This window comes from Arthrobacter sp. 10T419 (genome assembly GCF_056394105.1).
Genome location: NZ_JBFTHF010000007.1, coordinates 15,910 through 30,390, shown reverse-complemented (window position 1 = coordinate 30,390; position 14,481 = coordinate 15,910). Strand labels below are relative to the sequence as shown.

16 protein-coding genes are annotated in these 14,481 nt (G+C 67.0%); 11 read left to right on the top strand and 5 right to left on the bottom strand.

Translation table 11 applies throughout. The annotated features are described in order from the left end of the window. Nucleotides 1-96 precede the first annotated feature (96 nt). The 7 genes from arsB (at nt 97) to AC1DBD_RS12430 (ending at nt 6,766) form a co-directional block, all read left to right on the top strand. Nucleotides 97-1,188, top strand: a complete 1,092-nt coding sequence (gene arsB / locus AC1DBD_RS12460) for an ACR3 family arsenite efflux transporter (protein WP_476982299.1) — start codon at nt 97-99, stop codon at nt 1,186-1,188. 24 nt (nt 1,189-1,212) lie between these two features. Further along, nucleotides 1,213-1,635 (top strand): arsenate reductase ArsC, encoded by a 423-nt coding sequence (locus tag AC1DBD_RS12455; protein WP_476982226.1) that lies wholly within the window; start codon nt 1,213-1,215, stop codon nt 1,633-1,635. A gap of 27 nt (nt 1,636-1,662) precedes the next feature. Further along, nucleotides 1,663-3,045, top strand: a complete 1,383-nt coding sequence (locus AC1DBD_RS12450; protein WP_476982225.1) for an FAD-dependent oxidoreductase — start codon at nt 1,663-1,665, stop codon at nt 3,043-3,045. Between the two features lie 21 nt (nt 3,046-3,066). Then, nucleotides 3,067-4,284 carry an MFS transporter gene (locus tag AC1DBD_RS12445; protein ID WP_476982224.1) on the top strand — a complete coding sequence of 406 codons (1,218 nt, stop codon included), beginning with the start codon at nt 3,067-3,069 and terminating at the stop codon, nt 4,282-4,284. Between the two features lie 129 nt (nt 4,285-4,413). After that, the gene (locus AC1DBD_RS12440) at nt 4,414-4,956 is read left to right on the top strand and encodes a DinB family protein (protein ID WP_476982223.1); all 543 of its coding nucleotides are present in this window, start codon (nt 4,414-4,416) and stop codon (nt 4,954-4,956) included. 77 nt (nt 4,957-5,033) lie between these two features. Continuing rightward, entirely contained in the window at nt 5,034-5,459 is a 426-nt protein-coding gene (arfB, locus tag AC1DBD_RS12435) for an alternative ribosome rescue aminoacyl-tRNA hydrolase ArfB (protein WP_476892626.1), read from the top strand. A 197-nt stretch (nt 5,460-5,656) separates the two neighbouring features. Then, nucleotides 5,657-6,766 (top strand): cytochrome P450, encoded by a 1,110-nt coding sequence (locus AC1DBD_RS12430; RefSeq protein WP_476982222.1) that lies wholly within the window; start codon nt 5,657-5,659, stop codon nt 6,764-6,766. 32 nt (nt 6,767-6,798) lie between these two features. Here AC1DBD_RS12430 and AC1DBD_RS12425 read toward each other — a convergent pair whose 3' ends face one another. Beyond that, nucleotides 6,799-7,005: a hypothetical protein gene (locus AC1DBD_RS12425; protein ID WP_441418597.1), complete on the bottom strand. Its 207-nt coding sequence runs from the start codon at nt 7,003-7,005 to the stop codon at nt 6,799-6,801. 179 nt (nt 7,006-7,184) lie between these two features. Between AC1DBD_RS12425 and AC1DBD_RS12420 the strand changes: the two genes are divergently transcribed. After that, nucleotides 7,185-7,586: a nuclear transport factor 2 family protein gene (locus AC1DBD_RS12420; RefSeq protein WP_476982221.1), complete on the top strand. Its 402-nt coding sequence runs from the start codon at nt 7,185-7,187 to the stop codon at nt 7,584-7,586. Nucleotides 7,587-7,593: 7 nt separating this feature from the next. Here the strand turns inward: AC1DBD_RS12420 and AC1DBD_RS12415 are convergent, their stop codons facing one another. Continuing rightward, nucleotides 7,594-8,397 carry a chitosanase gene (locus AC1DBD_RS12415; protein ID WP_476982220.1) on the bottom strand — a complete coding sequence of 268 codons (804 nt, stop codon included), beginning with the start codon at nt 8,395-8,397 and terminating at the stop codon, nt 7,594-7,596. A 215-nt stretch (nt 8,398-8,612) separates the two neighbouring features. On the opposite strand from AC1DBD_RS12415, the gene AC1DBD_RS12410 reads away from it, so the two are divergent. Beyond that, nucleotides 8,613-9,398 (top strand): isocitrate lyase/PEP mutase family protein, encoded by a 786-nt coding sequence (locus AC1DBD_RS12410; RefSeq protein WP_476982219.1) that lies wholly within the window; start codon nt 8,613-8,615, stop codon nt 9,396-9,398. A 29-nt stretch (nt 9,399-9,427) separates the two neighbouring features. Here AC1DBD_RS12410 and AC1DBD_RS12405 read toward each other — a convergent pair whose 3' ends face one another. The 3 genes from AC1DBD_RS12405 to AC1DBD_RS12395 form a co-directional block, all read right to left on the bottom strand. Then, nucleotides 9,428-10,330, bottom strand: a complete 903-nt coding sequence (locus AC1DBD_RS12405; protein ID WP_441418593.1) for an NAD(P)-dependent oxidoreductase — start codon at nt 10,328-10,330, stop codon at nt 9,428-9,430. 33 nt (nt 10,331-10,363) lie between these two features. Further along, on the bottom strand, nt 10,364-10,615 hold the full coding sequence (locus AC1DBD_RS12400) for a hypothetical protein (protein WP_441418592.1): 252 nt from the start codon (nt 10,613-10,615) through the stop codon (nt 10,364-10,366). A 155-nt stretch (nt 10,616-10,770) separates the two neighbouring features. Beyond that, on the bottom strand, nt 10,771-11,691 hold the full coding sequence (locus AC1DBD_RS12395; RefSeq protein ID WP_441418591.1) for a LysR family transcriptional regulator: 921 nt from the start codon (nt 11,689-11,691) through the stop codon (nt 10,771-10,773). A gap of 120 nt (nt 11,692-11,811) precedes the next feature. Here AC1DBD_RS12395 and AC1DBD_RS12390 point away from each other — a divergent pair, with 120 nt between their 5' ends. Further along, nucleotides 11,812-12,354 (top strand): PadR family transcriptional regulator, encoded by a 543-nt coding sequence (locus AC1DBD_RS12390; RefSeq protein ID WP_476982218.1) that lies wholly within the window; start codon nt 11,812-11,814, stop codon nt 12,352-12,354. A gap of 5 nt (nt 12,355-12,359) precedes the next feature. Continuing rightward, the gene (locus AC1DBD_RS12385) at nt 12,360-14,081 is read left to right on the top strand and encodes an ABC1 kinase family protein (RefSeq protein ID WP_476982217.1); all 1,722 of its coding nucleotides are present in this window, start codon (nt 12,360-12,362) and stop codon (nt 14,079-14,081) included. The last annotated feature ends 400 nt before the right edge of the window (nt 14,082-14,481 follow it).

The following is a 14,481-nucleotide window of genomic DNA, read 5'->3' as shown; positions in this document are numbered from 1 at the left end:
TATCGTAGCGCTGCACAGATAGCCCTGCACCAAAACGGCCGCGCCAGCGGGGCCACAAGCAGAACCGCGCCAGCGCAGCATAGGAGTTCCGTGAGCATCCAGACCGACCAGTCGCCCGCCCCTGAAGATGAGGCTGCCGTCGCCGGCAAACTCTCCACCGTGGACCGTTTCCTCCCGGTGTGGATCATTGCCGCCATGGTCCTCGGACTGCTTCTGGGCAGCTTCATCCCGGGCCTGAACACGGCGCTGGAGGCGGTCAAGGTCGGCGAAGTATCGCTGCCGATCGCCGTCGGCCTGCTGGTGATGATGTACCCGGTGCTCGCGAAGGTCCGCTACGACCAGACGCACCGCTTCATCGGCGACCGCAAACTGATGATTACCTCACTGGTCCTGAACTGGGTGCTGGCCCCGGCGTTCATGTTCGCCCTGGCCTGGCTCTTCATCCCGGACCTGCCCGAGTACCGCACCGGGCTGATCATTGTCGGCCTGGCCCGCTGCATCGCGATGGTCATGATCTGGAACGACCTTGCCTGCGGCGACCGGGAAGCCGCCGCCGTGCTGGTAGCCATCAACTCCGTCTTCCAGGTCATCGCCTTCGGCGCGCTGGGCTGGTTCTACCTTCAGCTCCTGCCGTCCTTGCTTGGGCTGCCGACCACCAGCGCGGACTTCTCCTTCTGGTCCATCACCGCCTCCGTGCTGGTGTTCCTGGGGGTCCCGTTGCTGGCCGGCTTCCTGACCCGCACCATCGGCGAGAAAGCCAAGGGCCGCGACTGGTATGAAGGCACCTTGCTCCCCCGGCTCGGCCCGTGGGCGCTGTACGGTCTGCTTTTCACCATCACCTTGCTCTTCGCCCTGCAGGGCGGGACCATCACGTCCCGGCCCGTGGACGTCGCCCGGATCGCCTTGCCGCTGCTGGTCTACTTCCTGGTCGTGTTCGGCGCCGGGATGCTGGTCGGCAAGCGGCTGGACCTCGGCTACGCGAAGACCACCACGTTGGCGTTCACGGCTGCCGGCAACAACTTCGAACTCGCCATCGCCGTGGCGATCGGTACCTTCGGCGTCACCTCGGGACAAGCCCTGGCCGGCGTCGTCGGGCCCTTGATCGAAGTCCCAGTCCTCGTTGCACTGGTTTACGTGGCCCTCTGGGCCCGCAAGCGCTACTTTAGCCCCCACCCCCTTTCCGCCTAACCCCACAAACTTCAGGAGAACACCATGAGCACCGACACCGCCAAGAAGCCCTCCGTCCTTTTCGTTTGCGTCCACAATGCCGGCCGCTCCCAGATGGCCGCCGCCTTCCTCACCACCCTCGGCAAAGGCCGGATCGAGGTCCGCTCCGCCGGCTCGCAGCCCGCGGAGAAGGTGAACCCCGCCGCCGTCGAAGCCATGGCCGAACTCGGCATCGACATGTCCGCCGAGATCCCCAAGGTCCTCACCACCGAGGCCGTGAAAGAGTCCGACGTCGTCATCACCATGGGCTGCGGCGACACCTGCCCGATCTTCCCCGGCAAGCGCTACGAGGACTGGGAACTCGAGGATCCGGCGGGCCAGGGCGTCGACGCCGTCCGGCCCATCCGCGACGAAATCAAGTCCCGCATCGAGGGCCTCATCGCTTCCCTCACCCCCGCCGCCAAGTAGCCCCAACCGGAAGAAACAGAGGAAACCATGGCTGTAACCACAACCCTTCCCGTAGCTGTCATCGGAGCCGGGCCGATCGGCCTCGCCGCGGCAGCCCACCTGCTCGAGCGAGGCCTCGAGCCGCTCATTCTTGAGGCCGGCCCGACCCCGGCAGCCGCCATCGAGCAGTGGCGCCACATCCGGCTGTTCTCGCCGTGGCAGTACAACACCGACGCCGCCGCCGTCCGCCTGCTTGCCGCTACCGGCTGGGTAGCTCCTGAGCCGACGGCGCTGCCCACCGGCGGCGACCTCATCGACCGGTACCTCACCCCGCTGGCTTCACTCCCGGCGATCGCGTCCCGCCTGCACACCGGCGCCCACGTCGTCGCGGTAACCCGTCTGGGAATGGACAAGACCCACAGCCGGAACCGTGACACCACCCCCTTCGTGGTCCGGGTTGAACACGCCGACGGCGAAGTCCGCGACTACCGGGCCGCCGCTGTCATTGACGCCTCCGGCACCTGGTCCATCCGCAACCCGCTCGGAACCTCGGGATTGCCCGCCGTCGGCGAAGCCGCCGCTGCCGGCCACATCTCCTCTCCCCTGCCGGACGTGCTGGCACGCGACCGTGGGGCTTTTGCCGGCCGCACCGCCGTCGTGGTCGGCGCGGGACACTCCGCCGCCAACACCCTGATCTACCTCTCCGAGCTCGCAAGCGAGGAGCCCGGGACGAAGATCGTCTGGGCGATCCGCGGCGCTTCGGCAGCCAAGGTCTACGGCGGCGGCGACGCCGACGGTCTCGCCGCCCGCGGCCAGCTCGGCAGCCGGCTCCGCGCCCTGGTGGAGGACGGCACCGTTGAGCTGCACACCGGCTTTGGTATCGCGGGCCTCGCCGCGGACGACGCCGCCGTCACCCTGACCGCCGCCGACGGCCGCACCCTCGTCGCCGACGTCGTCGTTCCGGCCACCGGGTTCCGCCCGAACCTCGACATGCTCCGGGAACTCCGGCTGGAGCTGGACCCCGGCGTCGAGGCACCGCGGGAACTCGGCCCGCTGATCGACCCCGAGTTCCACTCCTGCGGCACCGTGGAACCGCACGGCGCCAAGATGCTGGCCCACCCGGAGCAGGATTTCTACATCGTGGGCATGAAGTCCTACGGCCGGGCGCCGACTTTCCTGCTGGCCACCGGCTACGAACAGGTCCGCTCCGTCGCGGCCGCCCTGGCCGGGGACCGTGAAGCCGCCGACACCGTCCAGCTCGAACTGCCGGAGACCGGGGTCTGCTCCTCGGACATCGGCACCAGTTGCGACGTCCCGGCCGCGGCAACGGGTTTCGTGGCGGAAACCTCCGGCGGCTGCTGCGGGGCGCCCGAGCCCGTACTCGTCGGGTTCCCCACCGGCCTGGCGCACGGCCGCTCCGGCGATAGCTGACCACCCGACCGGGACCTCCCGTTGCCAACGCACGCTCCCACCCGGACCCTCGTCGCGGAGGGCGCACCGCGTGGCGGCCTCGCCGCACTGTGCATCACCCAGACGACCGGGTGGGGCGTGCTCTATTACGCGCTAATCGCCGCGGTCCGGCCCATCAGCGGGGACACCGGCTGGGATCCCGCCGCGGTCACGGGAGCCTTTTCCGCAGGACTGCTGGTCTCCGCGGTGGCCGGCATCTTTGTGGGCAGGATCCTTGACCGAACCGGACCGCGCGCGTTGATGGTTGGCGGGTCCCTGATTGGCACAGTGGCTATGCTTCTCGTGGCTGCGGCGCCGAGCCTGCCGGTGTTTCTTGCCGCGTGGCTGCTTGCCGGTACCGCGCAAGCCGCAGTGCTGTATCAGCCGGCATTCACAGTGATCAGCCGCTGGTACGGACCCGCACGCATCAGGCCCCTGACCGTCTTGACCCTCGTGGCCGGATTCGCGTCCACGATCTTCGCCCCTGCCACCGCCGCCCTGACCGCCCTATTCGGCTGGCGGGCCGCCTTTGTCATCCTCGCCGGGAGCATGGCGATCATCACGGTTCCGCTGCATGCCCGATTCCTCAACCACAGCTGGTCCCCGGCGGCCGCCAACACGAACGCCGGGGACCGCCGTGCGCTGGCGCGGGATGTCCGGCGAAGCCCGGAATTCCTCGGCCTGCAGGCCCTCATGGCCCTCCTGTGCCTCGGGCTCTACACCGTGACCCTGAACATCATCCCGCTGTTGCTGGAAAAGGGCGCCGACTACGCCACGGCCGCTCTGGGCCTTGGCCTGGTGGGCGGCGGGCAGGTGGCTGGCCGGCTGTTGTTCGCCGCCATCCCGGCCGGCGCCCGGCTGCCCGGCATCACCGGCACGGCGGCGGGTGCCATCCTCCTCCTGGCGGCGCTGCCCGGCCCGGTGCCGGTACTGATCGCGGCCGGGATGGTCGCCGGCGCGGTCCGCGGGTGCCAGACCCTGCTGCAGGCCACGATCGTGGGGGACCGCTGGGGCACCCGGAGCCTGGGCACGCTGCAGGGGATCTTCTCGGCCCCGCTGACAGCAGTTACCGCCATCGCTCCGGCGGCGGGACCCATGCTGGCGGCCGGACTGGGCACGTACACGGGCATGACGTACGCCATGGCCGGTGCGGCCGGCACGGCAGCCGTCCTCGCCGCCGTCGTGAGCCAGCGCAAAGTCCGGCCGCACGCAATCAGCTGAGAAGCGTCGGGGTCCGGTCCCGCCTTCAGGCGCCATACTGAGGCCATGGGCCCGGAATCCCTCCGTACCGCGATCCGGGACCGCGGGCCCCTCGGAGGGCCGGGGAACTGAGGCAAGGGAGCGCAGACCATGGATCCGACGAAAGACGGGATCACAACCGGGTACCGCCACGCCATCCACGACCTCGCCGCCTGGCTGGGGAGCGCCACGCCCGCGGAACTTCGCCGGAAGAGCGCCGGCACCCGGTGGACCAACGAGGAACTCCTGTTCCACATGGTGTTCGGCTACATGGTCGTCCGTGCCCTGCTTCCCCTCGTCCGGGTGGTCAGCCGGCTCCCCAGGCCGGCAGCCACTGCCTTCGCCACAGCACTGAACGCCGCCACGGGACCCTTCGATGTGGTGAACTACTGGGGCTCGCGCGCCGCCGCCCTCGTCTACAACAGGCGCCGGATGGCCAGGAAACTTGAAAAAACTGTCACCGCGCTGATACGGCAACTGGAACGTGAGAACCCTGCCTCGCTCGCCAGGACCATGCCGTTTCCGGACCGGTGGGACCCGTTCTTCAAGCCGGTCATGACCCTCAACGACATCTACGCCTACCCCACCCTTCACTTCGATTTCCACGCCAGGCAACTGAGCCTCCGCCCGCCGGACAGAGCAGGGAAGCGCTGACGGCGTGGGCCGACCCAACCCGTCCCGGACCGAGGCGTGAGGCCACGATCCCCCGCATCGTGTGCGACGCTGGTTGCATGGACCTCGAGGTGTCGCCCGCGCTCACGATTCCCTCGTCCGAACTCCGCTGGCGGTTCTCGCGTTCCTCCGGGCCGGGAGGCCAGCACGTCAACACTTCGGACAGCCGCGTTGAACTCTCCTGGAACATCGCCGCCTCGGCAGCGCTCACGGACGACCAACGCGTGCTGCTGCTCGAACGGCTCGGACGACGGCGCCTCATCGGCGGGGTGGTGACCGTGACCGCATCGGAGCAACGGTCCCAGTTGCGCAATCGCGAGATCGCGCTGGCGAAGCTGTCCGAGCTCGTGGCTGCCGGCCTTGCCCCGGAAGCTGCTCCCCGCCGGCCGACCAAACCCACGCGGGGCTCGAACCGCCGCCGCCTCGCCGCAAAGGAACAACGGGCAGCGACAAAACGCCAGCGAAGGCGGCCTTCGGCGGAGTAGCGCGGCAGGCCGTCCGCAGCCGGCGCCCCCTGTCGCCGCAGGCGGGCATTGGCTAAAATCAGGGTCCCCGGTCAATCGACCCGGGACCCCGGCGGTTCGGCCCGGCCGAAAGCCCGCCGGGCTGAGCAGAGAGGCCAGCCATGGACTTCGCCCCGGCCAATGAGCATCCTCTGGATCCCTTCCCTTATTACCAACGCATGCGGGAAGCAGCGCCCGTCTTTCACGACGAGCAGTCGGGCAGCTGGCATGTCTTCCGGTACGACGACGTGCAGCGGGTGCTCTCCGAACACGCCACGTTTTCCTCGCGGATGCGTGGCGACGATCCTTCCGAGGCAGGACACCTGTTCGAGTCCAGCCTCATCACCACCGACCCTCCCCGGCACCGGCAGTTGCGCTCCCTGGTGACGCAGGCGTTCACGCCGAAAGCCGTGGACGCGCTTGCACCCCGCATCACGCAGCTCACCACCGAACTCCTCGACGGGATCGCTTCACTCGGGACGGCGGACCTGATCCAGGCACTGGCGGTTCCGCTGCCGGTGATCGTGATCTCGGAACTGATGGGCGTGCCCGCCGAAGACCGTGACCGGTTCAAGCAGTGGTCCGACGTTATTGTCAGCCAAACGCGGACCGGCGCGATGAATGAGGACCACCGGGCCACCAATCTTGAGATGACGGCGTACTTCCTGGACCTGATCGAACAGCGTCGCAGCCGGCCCGGCAATGATTTGATCAGCAACCTGCTCTCCGCCGAGATCGACGGGCAGAAACTTAGCGTGGTCGAACTGCTGGGTTTCTGCAGTCTGCTGCTGGTCGCCGGCAATGAAACAACCACCAACCTGATCGGCAACGCCGTGCTCTGCTTCACTGAAGCGCCCGGCACCATCGATCGGCTGCTGCAGGAACCGGCGCTGCTCCCCCAGGCCATAGAAGAGGTACTCCGCTTTCGGTCGCCGGTGCAGTCCATGTACCGGATTGCTGTCGCCGACACCACCCTCGGCGAAGTTCAGATTCCGGCCGGCGCCCCGCTCGTGGCCTGGATCGGTTCCGCGAACCGCGACGAGCGGCAATTCCAGCGGGCGGCCGAATTCGACGTCGACCGGGGCCAGCTCCGGCATCTGGCGTTCGGCCACGGCGTTCACTTTTGTCTCGGCGCCCCGCTGGCCAGGTTGGAGGCAAGGATCGCGCTGGAGGGCATCCTGTCCCGGCTGCCCGGCCTGACGCTGGCCCCGGGAGCGAGCCTGGAACGGATGGACAGCAGCATCGTCTATGGGCTGAAGGCGCTGCCGGCCAGCTGGCAGGCAGCCTGAACGCAGGGGCGTGCAGTTCCGGGGTGCAAGGCCTAGCCTTTATCCCGGCTTTCGAACTCCTCGTCCATCTCGAAACCCCGGAACTCTGTCTCCGGGTTCGGCTCGCCCTCAGCCACCACCTCGTGGTCCAGTTGACGCTGGATTTGGCTGTCCAGGATCTGCAGTTCCTGGTCGGACACCTTGTCCAAGTGCTCCGGAAATGGTTCTTCCGGGGTCAAGTGAAGATCTTCTGCTGCCATGCCCACTCCACTTCTACGTCGAAATCCGGACCCGTTCCCTGGTAGGGGCGGCGGCGGATAGGGACAAGTATAGACGCGACCCGGCTCCGCTTGTCGCTCATGAGTACACCCCATCCACGCACTCGACATCTGCGCCGACCCCTGATGCGCACCCTGCTGGGCCGGAGCATACTGGGGGCATGAGTGAGCGTGACGACTTCCTTGCCTGGGTCAAGACCGCGCTGTACCAAGCGGAACTGGCGCTCCACAATGGCGACTCTGCTCCCCGCCGGGCGCTCTGGTCCCGCAACGAACCTGTGAGCGTCCTAGGGGCATGGCGCAACGCGCTCGGGCAGCATCAACTGGATGAGCTGTTCGCGGGGCTCGCGGAGAGCTTTTCCGACTGCACGTCCTACGCCTTCGAACTTCAGGCGTATGACGTGGTGGGCGACATGGCCTACACCGCCGGTTTGGAACACACCTCTGCCTCCGTCGACGGTGAGCCGCGGACCTACACCCTGCGGGCCACCCAGGTGTACCGACGCGAAGATGGCGAGTGGAAAGTCGCGCATCGGCATGGCGACACCGTGAGCGGGGACTAACCCCGCCCTATCTAGCCTGGGGATACGATTCCAGCTCGTACGGGTCGTCGTAGACGGACCAGCGGATCGGTGGCCTGAGATCGAGGTTGCCGGCCTCCAAAAGCCCGTTGTGAATGTCCTGGCGCCCGTGCTTCTGATAATCGCCCCAGGCTTTCAGGATCTTTACCCGGTCCTTGACCACGGCTGCGAGGTACTTGGACTCGTCCCCGCCCTGGGCCGGAGGGCGTTCGGCCTTACGGGCTGCGGCCAGGATGCCGCCGAAAGACTCGTCGTCGTCCCCGGGACCATGGTTGACCGAGACGTCGTAGTAGATCGCAAGCCCCAGCGGCCCGACGCCGTCCCGGACGGCCTCTTCAAAGGCCGGCTGCCAGTACACCCGGTCCCGTTCCTCCTGCTGGGCCAACTGGAAGGCCGGGTCACTCGCGGCCCTCTTCCAGTCGGCCGTGAAGCCAGGATCGAGTAGTCGATGACTCAAGGCAGGGCGTTCCTTGTAGGGCGCTTCCATGATCTGCTCCAACTGCGGCAGGTAGCGCGCCAGCGGATTCCCCGGGGCGGCATTTTCGTAGGCACGGACCAGCTCGAGCATATCGCCGGTGCCACTGCACCAGCCCACCAGCCCACCGGTGTAGCCACGTCCGTCGTCGATGTCCTCGATGTAGCCGAAGGAAGTGGTCCAGTCAGGAGTGGAGTTCTCGGCGGTGGAGGTGAGCTGGAGCGCTATCTCCTTGTACACCGGGTTGGCGATATCGGCCCGGGGTTGGGTCTCGGTATTTACCTGCTGGTCTTTTCGTCCCCAAAGTCGCTCAAACATCAGACCTCCCGAAGTTGTCTTGGCGCCGAGCCTAGCAGCCGGCCAGCCGGCGTAACAGGGCCTGTCCGGCCCTGTGCAACGTGGCCAAGACCCGCCTTTGCTGTTCCATTCGGGCGGCACGTGTTTTGGGTATCGTCCACGCCTTGCGGCGGTCCGCCGCGTTTGTAGACTGAACCGGGATCCACCTATTCGGTTGGCAGGGTACGGGAGTGAACATGGCTACTTTTCGGGAACTTCACCACGGCGCGACGCCGCTCTTGCTGCCCAATGCGTGGGACGTCGGATCCGCCTTGGCCTTTGCGACAGCGGGATTCCCGGCCATCGGCACCACCAGCTTTGGCATTGCGGCAAGTGCCGGCCTCCCGGACGGAGGCGGGTCCAGCAAGGCGGCAACCTCCGCCCTGGCTGCCCAACTGTGCCGCCTGCCGGTCCACATCACGGCGGACATCGAGGACGGTTACTCCGACGACCCCGCCGAGGTTGCCGAATTCGTGGCTCAACTGGCGGCCCATGGCGTGGCCGGGGTCAACTTGGAGGACAGCACGGCCGGACACCTTGTCGATCCAGCAGCCTTTGCCGAGAAGGTTGCCGCCGTCAAACAACGCAGCCCGGCCGTGTTCATCAACGCCCGGGTAGACAACATCTGGTTCGGCGAAGAAGCCACAGTGGATGCCGTGCTGCTCCGTGCCGGTCTTTACGCCGACGCCGGGGCGGACGGGATCTTCGTGCCCGGGCTGGCGGTCCCGGAGGACATCCGGGCCGTCACCGCCGGCATTGCGCTGCCGGTCAACGTGCTGGCACATCCCTCGCTGACTGTTGCCGAGCTGGGTGAGCTGGGGGTCCGGCGGGTGAGTTCCGGCTCCCTGCCCTACCGCGCAGCGGTCGACGCGGCGGTCAACGTGGCCAGCGCCCTGCGCGATGGCAAGAAGCTCCCACCCGCTACCCCTTATTGGGAGATGCAATCGCGCCTGGTGTCATTTAGCCAACGCCTCACGGATTGAGGGCGACGGGCAGCTGATTGCCGCCGTGGTCATCGCTCGGCGCGCGATCCGGGCTTCTGCCCGGTACCGGCGTAGTAAGCAGCAGCCATGTCCTGCTTGGAGCGGCCCTGGGACGCGACCCGTTCGAGGCGCGCGGCGGACGCCTCGACACCGTCGAGCCGAAGACCCTGTTCGCGGGCGGCGTCGATGATGAGGCGGGCGTCTTTCAGCGACGTATCGACCGCAAAAGACGCCGGTTCCAGCCGGTCATCGAGAATGAGTCCGGCCTTGGTGCGCAGGAAGGGCAGATCGAGGCCGCCGCCGTCGATCAAGTTGAAGAATTGCTGCGGGTCGACCCCGAGCGCCTCGGCCAGGGCAAGGATCTCACCGGCGGCATTCGAGGCGGCGATGACCCAGCTGTTCACGACGAGCTTCAGCCGCGTTGCAGAGCCCGCGGCCGGGTCCTGACCAGTCCAGACCGTGCGCGCCCCGATGGCGTCCAGTACGGGTGCCACGCGCTCGCGCACAGCTTCCGGTCCCGCCGCGATCACCAGGAGCTGGCCGGCCTCGGCAGGCTCGCGGGTGCCGGAAACGGGCGCTTCGACCAAGTCGAGACTGGCCTCGTTGGCCAGGTCCGCAAGGGCTGCGACGTCGTGCACACCGACAGTCGTGGACTGCACCCAGGCGGTGCCCCGCCGGACTCCCGCAGCTGCCTGTCGGATCACGTCGGTCACGGCTGCAGCGTCAAAGAGCATGGTCACCACAACGTCCGCGCCGGCAACAGCCTGCGCCGGGGACACGGCGACCTGGGCTCCGGCGTCGGCGAGCGGGGCGGTCTTGGCCTGGTCGCGGTTCCACACGAGGACCTCGTGCCCGGCCCGCAGCAGGTTGCGGGCCATCGCTGCCCCCATGATGCCGGTGCCCAGCACCGCCACCGTGCGTTTCGTGTCCATCCTGTGGTCCTCTCGATCGTTGTACAAGCGGCCTTAGCGATCCGCGTCGGTGTAACGCCCCTGGCCGCCCCAAGCAGACATCCTACCGATCACGGTGTGGACGTCGGCGTAGCTGCCCGGGCGTCCCGCGGGCGCGGTCTTCCCTTTGGTCAGGACATCGACGTCGGTGTAACTGCCGGGCAACGGCTTGTTCGCCGACGCAGGGCGCTGAAGCGTGTTGGTGTCGGTGTAAGCGGCCTTCCTGGCCTGATCACGCAGGGGCTGGGGAACAGTTAAAGTACTCAAGAAAATCTCCATTAGTTAGGCGGGCGTCCAAAGAAGCCACGCTCGATGACTGCCGCCTCCGGGCTTGACCGGAGCTCCGCGGCTAACACCCACTCTTCGCCGCCTCGCGATAGGTTTCAAAGAGGGATAGTGCATCGTCTAATAGGGGATGTTTATTACAGCTGGTCAGCAGGCTGATTCTCCAGGAATGTGAGATCGGCCGCACGGGCCACCGCGGTCAGCGCCCGGGCAAGGACGGTTTCCGGCTCGCGGGAGAGGGTGACAAGGCCTACTTCCGCCTGCCGCTCCGGCCCCACCAAACGGAGGGCGCGCACGCCACGCGGGAGTTCAAACACGTGCAACCACGCCGCCGGGACAATCGTTGACCACTGCCCGGCCTTCATCTGGGCCAGCAGCAAAGCGACCGAGTCCGTTTCAAGCCGCGGCGCGGCAGTCAGGCCCACGTCCCGGAGAGCATCATCCACCTGCCGGCGTCCCTGCATCGACCGGTCCAACAGGCACAGGGGCAGTCCTGCCGCGTCGGACCAGCCGACCGTGCTGCCCCCGAAGGCTCCCCGCTCGTCCGCTGTGAGCAGCACGTGCTTTTCGAAGTACAACCTGGTCACCCGGAAGCCATCCGGTACCGGGCCGCCTACGTAGGTGATCCCGGCGTCGATCTCAAAATCTGCCAGCAGCCGCAGGACGTCCTCGGACCTGAGATCGGACGCGACATGCACATTGGCCAAAGGATGCGCCGCGCAGAAGGCGGCGGTCAGCACGGACACGGCTGGTGACGCGGTCGGAATCGCGCCAATCCGCAGCTGCCCGGTCACGCCGGACCGCATGGCACTGATCTGTTCGGTCAGAGCCTTACGGTCCGCCAGAATGCGCCGCGCCCACACCACGATCTGTTCACCCTCGGCCGTCAGTCCCTCGAACCTATTGCCCCGACGGATCAGCGGAACGTCCAACTCAACTTCAAGTTTCCTAATCCCCTCCGACAAGGCCGGTTGGGAAACCGAGCAACTCTCGGCCGCCCGTGCGAAATGCCGCTCCCGGGCCAGGGCGACCATGTATTCAAGTTGGCTGAAGATCATAGCCTCCGGTCTACCGCACGAAGACACCGAATTCACCACCCCGGCTTCTGGAACCTCTGGTTTTCGCGTATATCGGAATGTATCGTTGAGTATCGTTCGCGATCCACTAAGGAGACCAGCATGCGTAATTCATACCCGGCCGGCGGATTTGGCACGCCAAACATCGACGGCATGTGGCAGGCGGTTGAGGAACTGCGTTCAAGGTTTGAGAAGCGCTCGGGCACCCGCGCGGGACGCGGCGAGGTCCGGTCCGCGGTGCTGGCCCTGCTCGCCGAACGGCCGATGCACGGCTATCAGATCATCCGCGAAATCGAGGAGCGCAGCGGCGGCAGCTGGAAGCCGAGTGCCGGCTCCGTCTACCCCACGCTGCAGCTGCTGTCCGACGAGGGGCTCATCCGCGCCGAGGAGTCCAACGGGCGCAAGATCTACTCGCTGACCGAGGCAGGCCGGGAGGTCGTAGCGGGTGCGGATCCGTCGGAGCCCTGGGAGTCGTCGGGGCCGGCCGCCGGCCCCGGATTCACGGCACTGCCCAAGGCCGGCGTCGAGCTGGCGCAAGCCGCAGCCCAGGTCGGTCGCACCGGTTCCCCGGAGCAAGTGAAGCAGGCCGTTTCGGTGCTCGACGAGGCACGTCGCCGACTGTATTCGATCCTCGCCCAGGACTGACGCGGGTGACGTCGGTTCGTCGGACCCGGGCAGATCCGGCACCCGACTTCGGGGACACCCGCGCCCGCTACCGCCGCATCCTGCGCTTCGCGGCGTGGCAGCTCGCGGTGACCTGGTGGTTTGAGTTGTTTCTCCCCCGCCTCGGGCTGGGCAGAATTGCCGAGCGCACCAGGGCGAGGAGGATGCGGCGCTTCGCGCAGCACTTCCACGTGCTCGCGGTGGAGCTGGGCGGCCTGATGATCAAGGTCGGTCAGTTCCTCTCATCCAGGCTCGACGTGCTTCCGCCGGAGATCACCCGGGAACTCGAGGGACTTCAGGATGAGGTGCCTCCCGTGCCGTTCTCCGCAATCCGTTTACTGGCCGAGGCGGAGCTGGGCGCGCCGCTGGACCAGGTTTTCGCCTCAGTCGAGGAGACGCCGATTGCCGCGGCGTCCCTCGGGCAGGCGCACCGTGCACAACTCCTTCCCTCCCATGGCGCCGACGCCGGTCTCAAAACCGTCGTGTTGAAGGTGCAGCGCCCTGGTATCGATGCGATTGTCGACGTCGACCTGGCGGCACTGCGCAAAGTGGGCGGCTGGCTCAGCCGCGTGCGACTCGTGTCCGATCGTGCGGACATGCCGGCCCTGGTCGAGGAGTTTGCGCAGATTAGTCTCGAGGAAATCGACTACCTGCACGAGGCAGCGAATGCAGAGCGCTTTGCGGCTGATTTCGCCGACGACGACCGCGTAGGGGTGCCCGATGTTGCGTGGGAGTGGAGCACCCGCCGCGTGCTCGTGCTGGAAGATGTCGCGGCGATCAAGATCACTGACGCGGACGCACTTTTGGCGGCGGGCATCGATCCGGCGCAGGTTGCCCCGATTTTTGCCTCGGTCATGTTCGACCAGCTGTTCACCCGCGGGTTCTTCCATGCCGATCCGCACCCCGGCAACATCTTTGTCACCCCGGTTGCCGATTCAGCTGCTCCCTCTGCAGGGCGCCCGTGGAAGCTGACGTTCATCGACTTCGGCATGATGGGCGAGGTTCCGCCCAGCACTCGGAGCGGCCTGCGGAAGCTTCTGATCGCGGCCGCCTCGCGTGACGGCAAGGGCCTGGTGGGCGCGATCAGCGACGTGGGTGTGTTGGTGCCTTCGGCCGACAAGGCCGAGCTCGAACGGGCGATGACGCACCTCTTCGCCCGGTTTGGCGGGATGGGCTTCGCCGAGCTTCGCGAGGTTGACCAGCGGGTGTTCCTTGATTTTGCGGTGGAATTCCGCGATCTGGTTCGCTCGCTGCCGTTCCAGTTGCCGGAGAATTTCCTGCTCATCATCCGGGCGATGTCACTGACCTCGGGCGTGTGCAGCTCGCTGGACGCCCGGTTCAATCTCTGGGACGCGGTCGAGCCCTATGCGGCGCAGCTGCTCCGCGACGAGCGGGGCAACATCGTCCAGGATGTGGCCCAGCAGGCGCTCGACGCCGCCGGGGTCGCCCTGCGTCTGCCGAAACGCCTCGACGGGCTCATCAGCCTAATCGAGGACGGTTCGCTATCGGTGGCCAATCCGCGCCTCGAACGGCAGCTGGCCCGGCTGGACCGCACGGCGCAGCGAGCTGCATCGGCGCTGATCTTCGGTGCCCTGCTCATCGCAGGTGCCGTGGTCCGGGCGGACGACGCGGTGCTCGGCAACGTTTTGATGATTGCGTCGGCAGTTCCGCTGCTCCACGGGTTGTGGACGGGGCGCCGCGGCCTCTAAGTACAGTGCCACGGGCAATGATCGCCCTTTCTCGGGCACACCCGTCCGCATCAGCCGGGCCAGGCGGGCCCTGTTCCCGCACTCGGCACCGTCAGCCGTTGCCCTTGGAGGTCACTCCGCGGCGGCTTGTTCCTGGCCGCCCAGATCGCTAATCGAACTCCGCTCCCCTGCCGAAGCCGAACGGAGGAACAGCTCACGGGAGGCGACTTCAATGCCCAAGGCAGTCGCGGCAATATCCTCCAGGGCATCCTGAATCCACATCACGGCCGTCTCGTTAGCCCTTTCCCCGACTTCGGCGTGGGGTTGGTTCGCCCGAAGCGCGGAGTATCGGGCTACTTTCTCCTTGAGCACCCGGGTGAGGTCTTCGATCTCAGCCAGCAGTTGTTCCCGCGAAGTCAGT

Bases quoted from the DNA above. Each gene is read 5' to 3' on its own strand.
- AC1DBD_RS12455 (WP_476982226.1), top strand. From the start codon at position 1,213: ATGAGCACCGACACCGCCAAGAAGCCCTCCGTCCTTTTCGTTTGCGTC.
- AC1DBD_RS12450 (WP_476982225.1), top strand. From the start codon at position 1,663: ATGGCTGTAACCACAACCCTTCCCGTAGCTGTCATCGGAGCCGGGCCG.
- AC1DBD_RS12440 (WP_476982223.1), top strand. From the start codon at position 4,414: ATGGATCCGACGAAAGACGGGATCACAACCGGGTACCGCCACGCCATC.
- arfB (WP_476892626.1), top strand. From the start codon at position 5,034: ATGGACCTCGAGGTGTCGCCCGCGCTCACGATTCCCTCGTCCGAACTC.
- AC1DBD_RS12430 (WP_476982222.1), top strand. From the start codon at position 5,657: ATGCGGGAAGCAGCGCCCGTCTTTCACGACGAGCAGTCGGGCAGCTGG.
- AC1DBD_RS12425 (WP_441418597.1), bottom strand. From the start codon at position 7,005: ATGGCAGCAGAAGATCTTCACTTGACCCCGGAAGAACCATTTCCGGAG.
- AC1DBD_RS12420 (WP_476982221.1), top strand. From the start codon at position 7,185: ATGAGTGAGCGTGACGACTTCCTTGCCTGGGTCAAGACCGCGCTGTAC.
- AC1DBD_RS12415 (WP_476982220.1), bottom strand. From the start codon at position 8,397: ATGTTTGAGCGACTTTGGGGACGAAAAGACCAGCAGGTAAATACCGAG.
- AC1DBD_RS12410 (WP_476982219.1), top strand. From the start codon at position 8,613: ATGGCTACTTTTCGGGAACTTCACCACGGCGCGACGCCGCTCTTGCTG.
- AC1DBD_RS12405 (WP_441418593.1), bottom strand. From the start codon at position 10,330: ATGGACACGAAACGCACGGTGGCGGTGCTGGGCACCGGCATCATGGGG.
- AC1DBD_RS12395 (WP_441418591.1), bottom strand. From the start codon at position 11,691: ATGATCTTCAGCCAACTTGAATACATGGTCGCCCTGGCCCGGGAGCGG.
- AC1DBD_RS12390 (WP_476982218.1), top strand. From the start codon at position 11,812: ATGCGTAATTCATACCCGGCCGGCGGATTTGGCACGCCAAACATCGAC.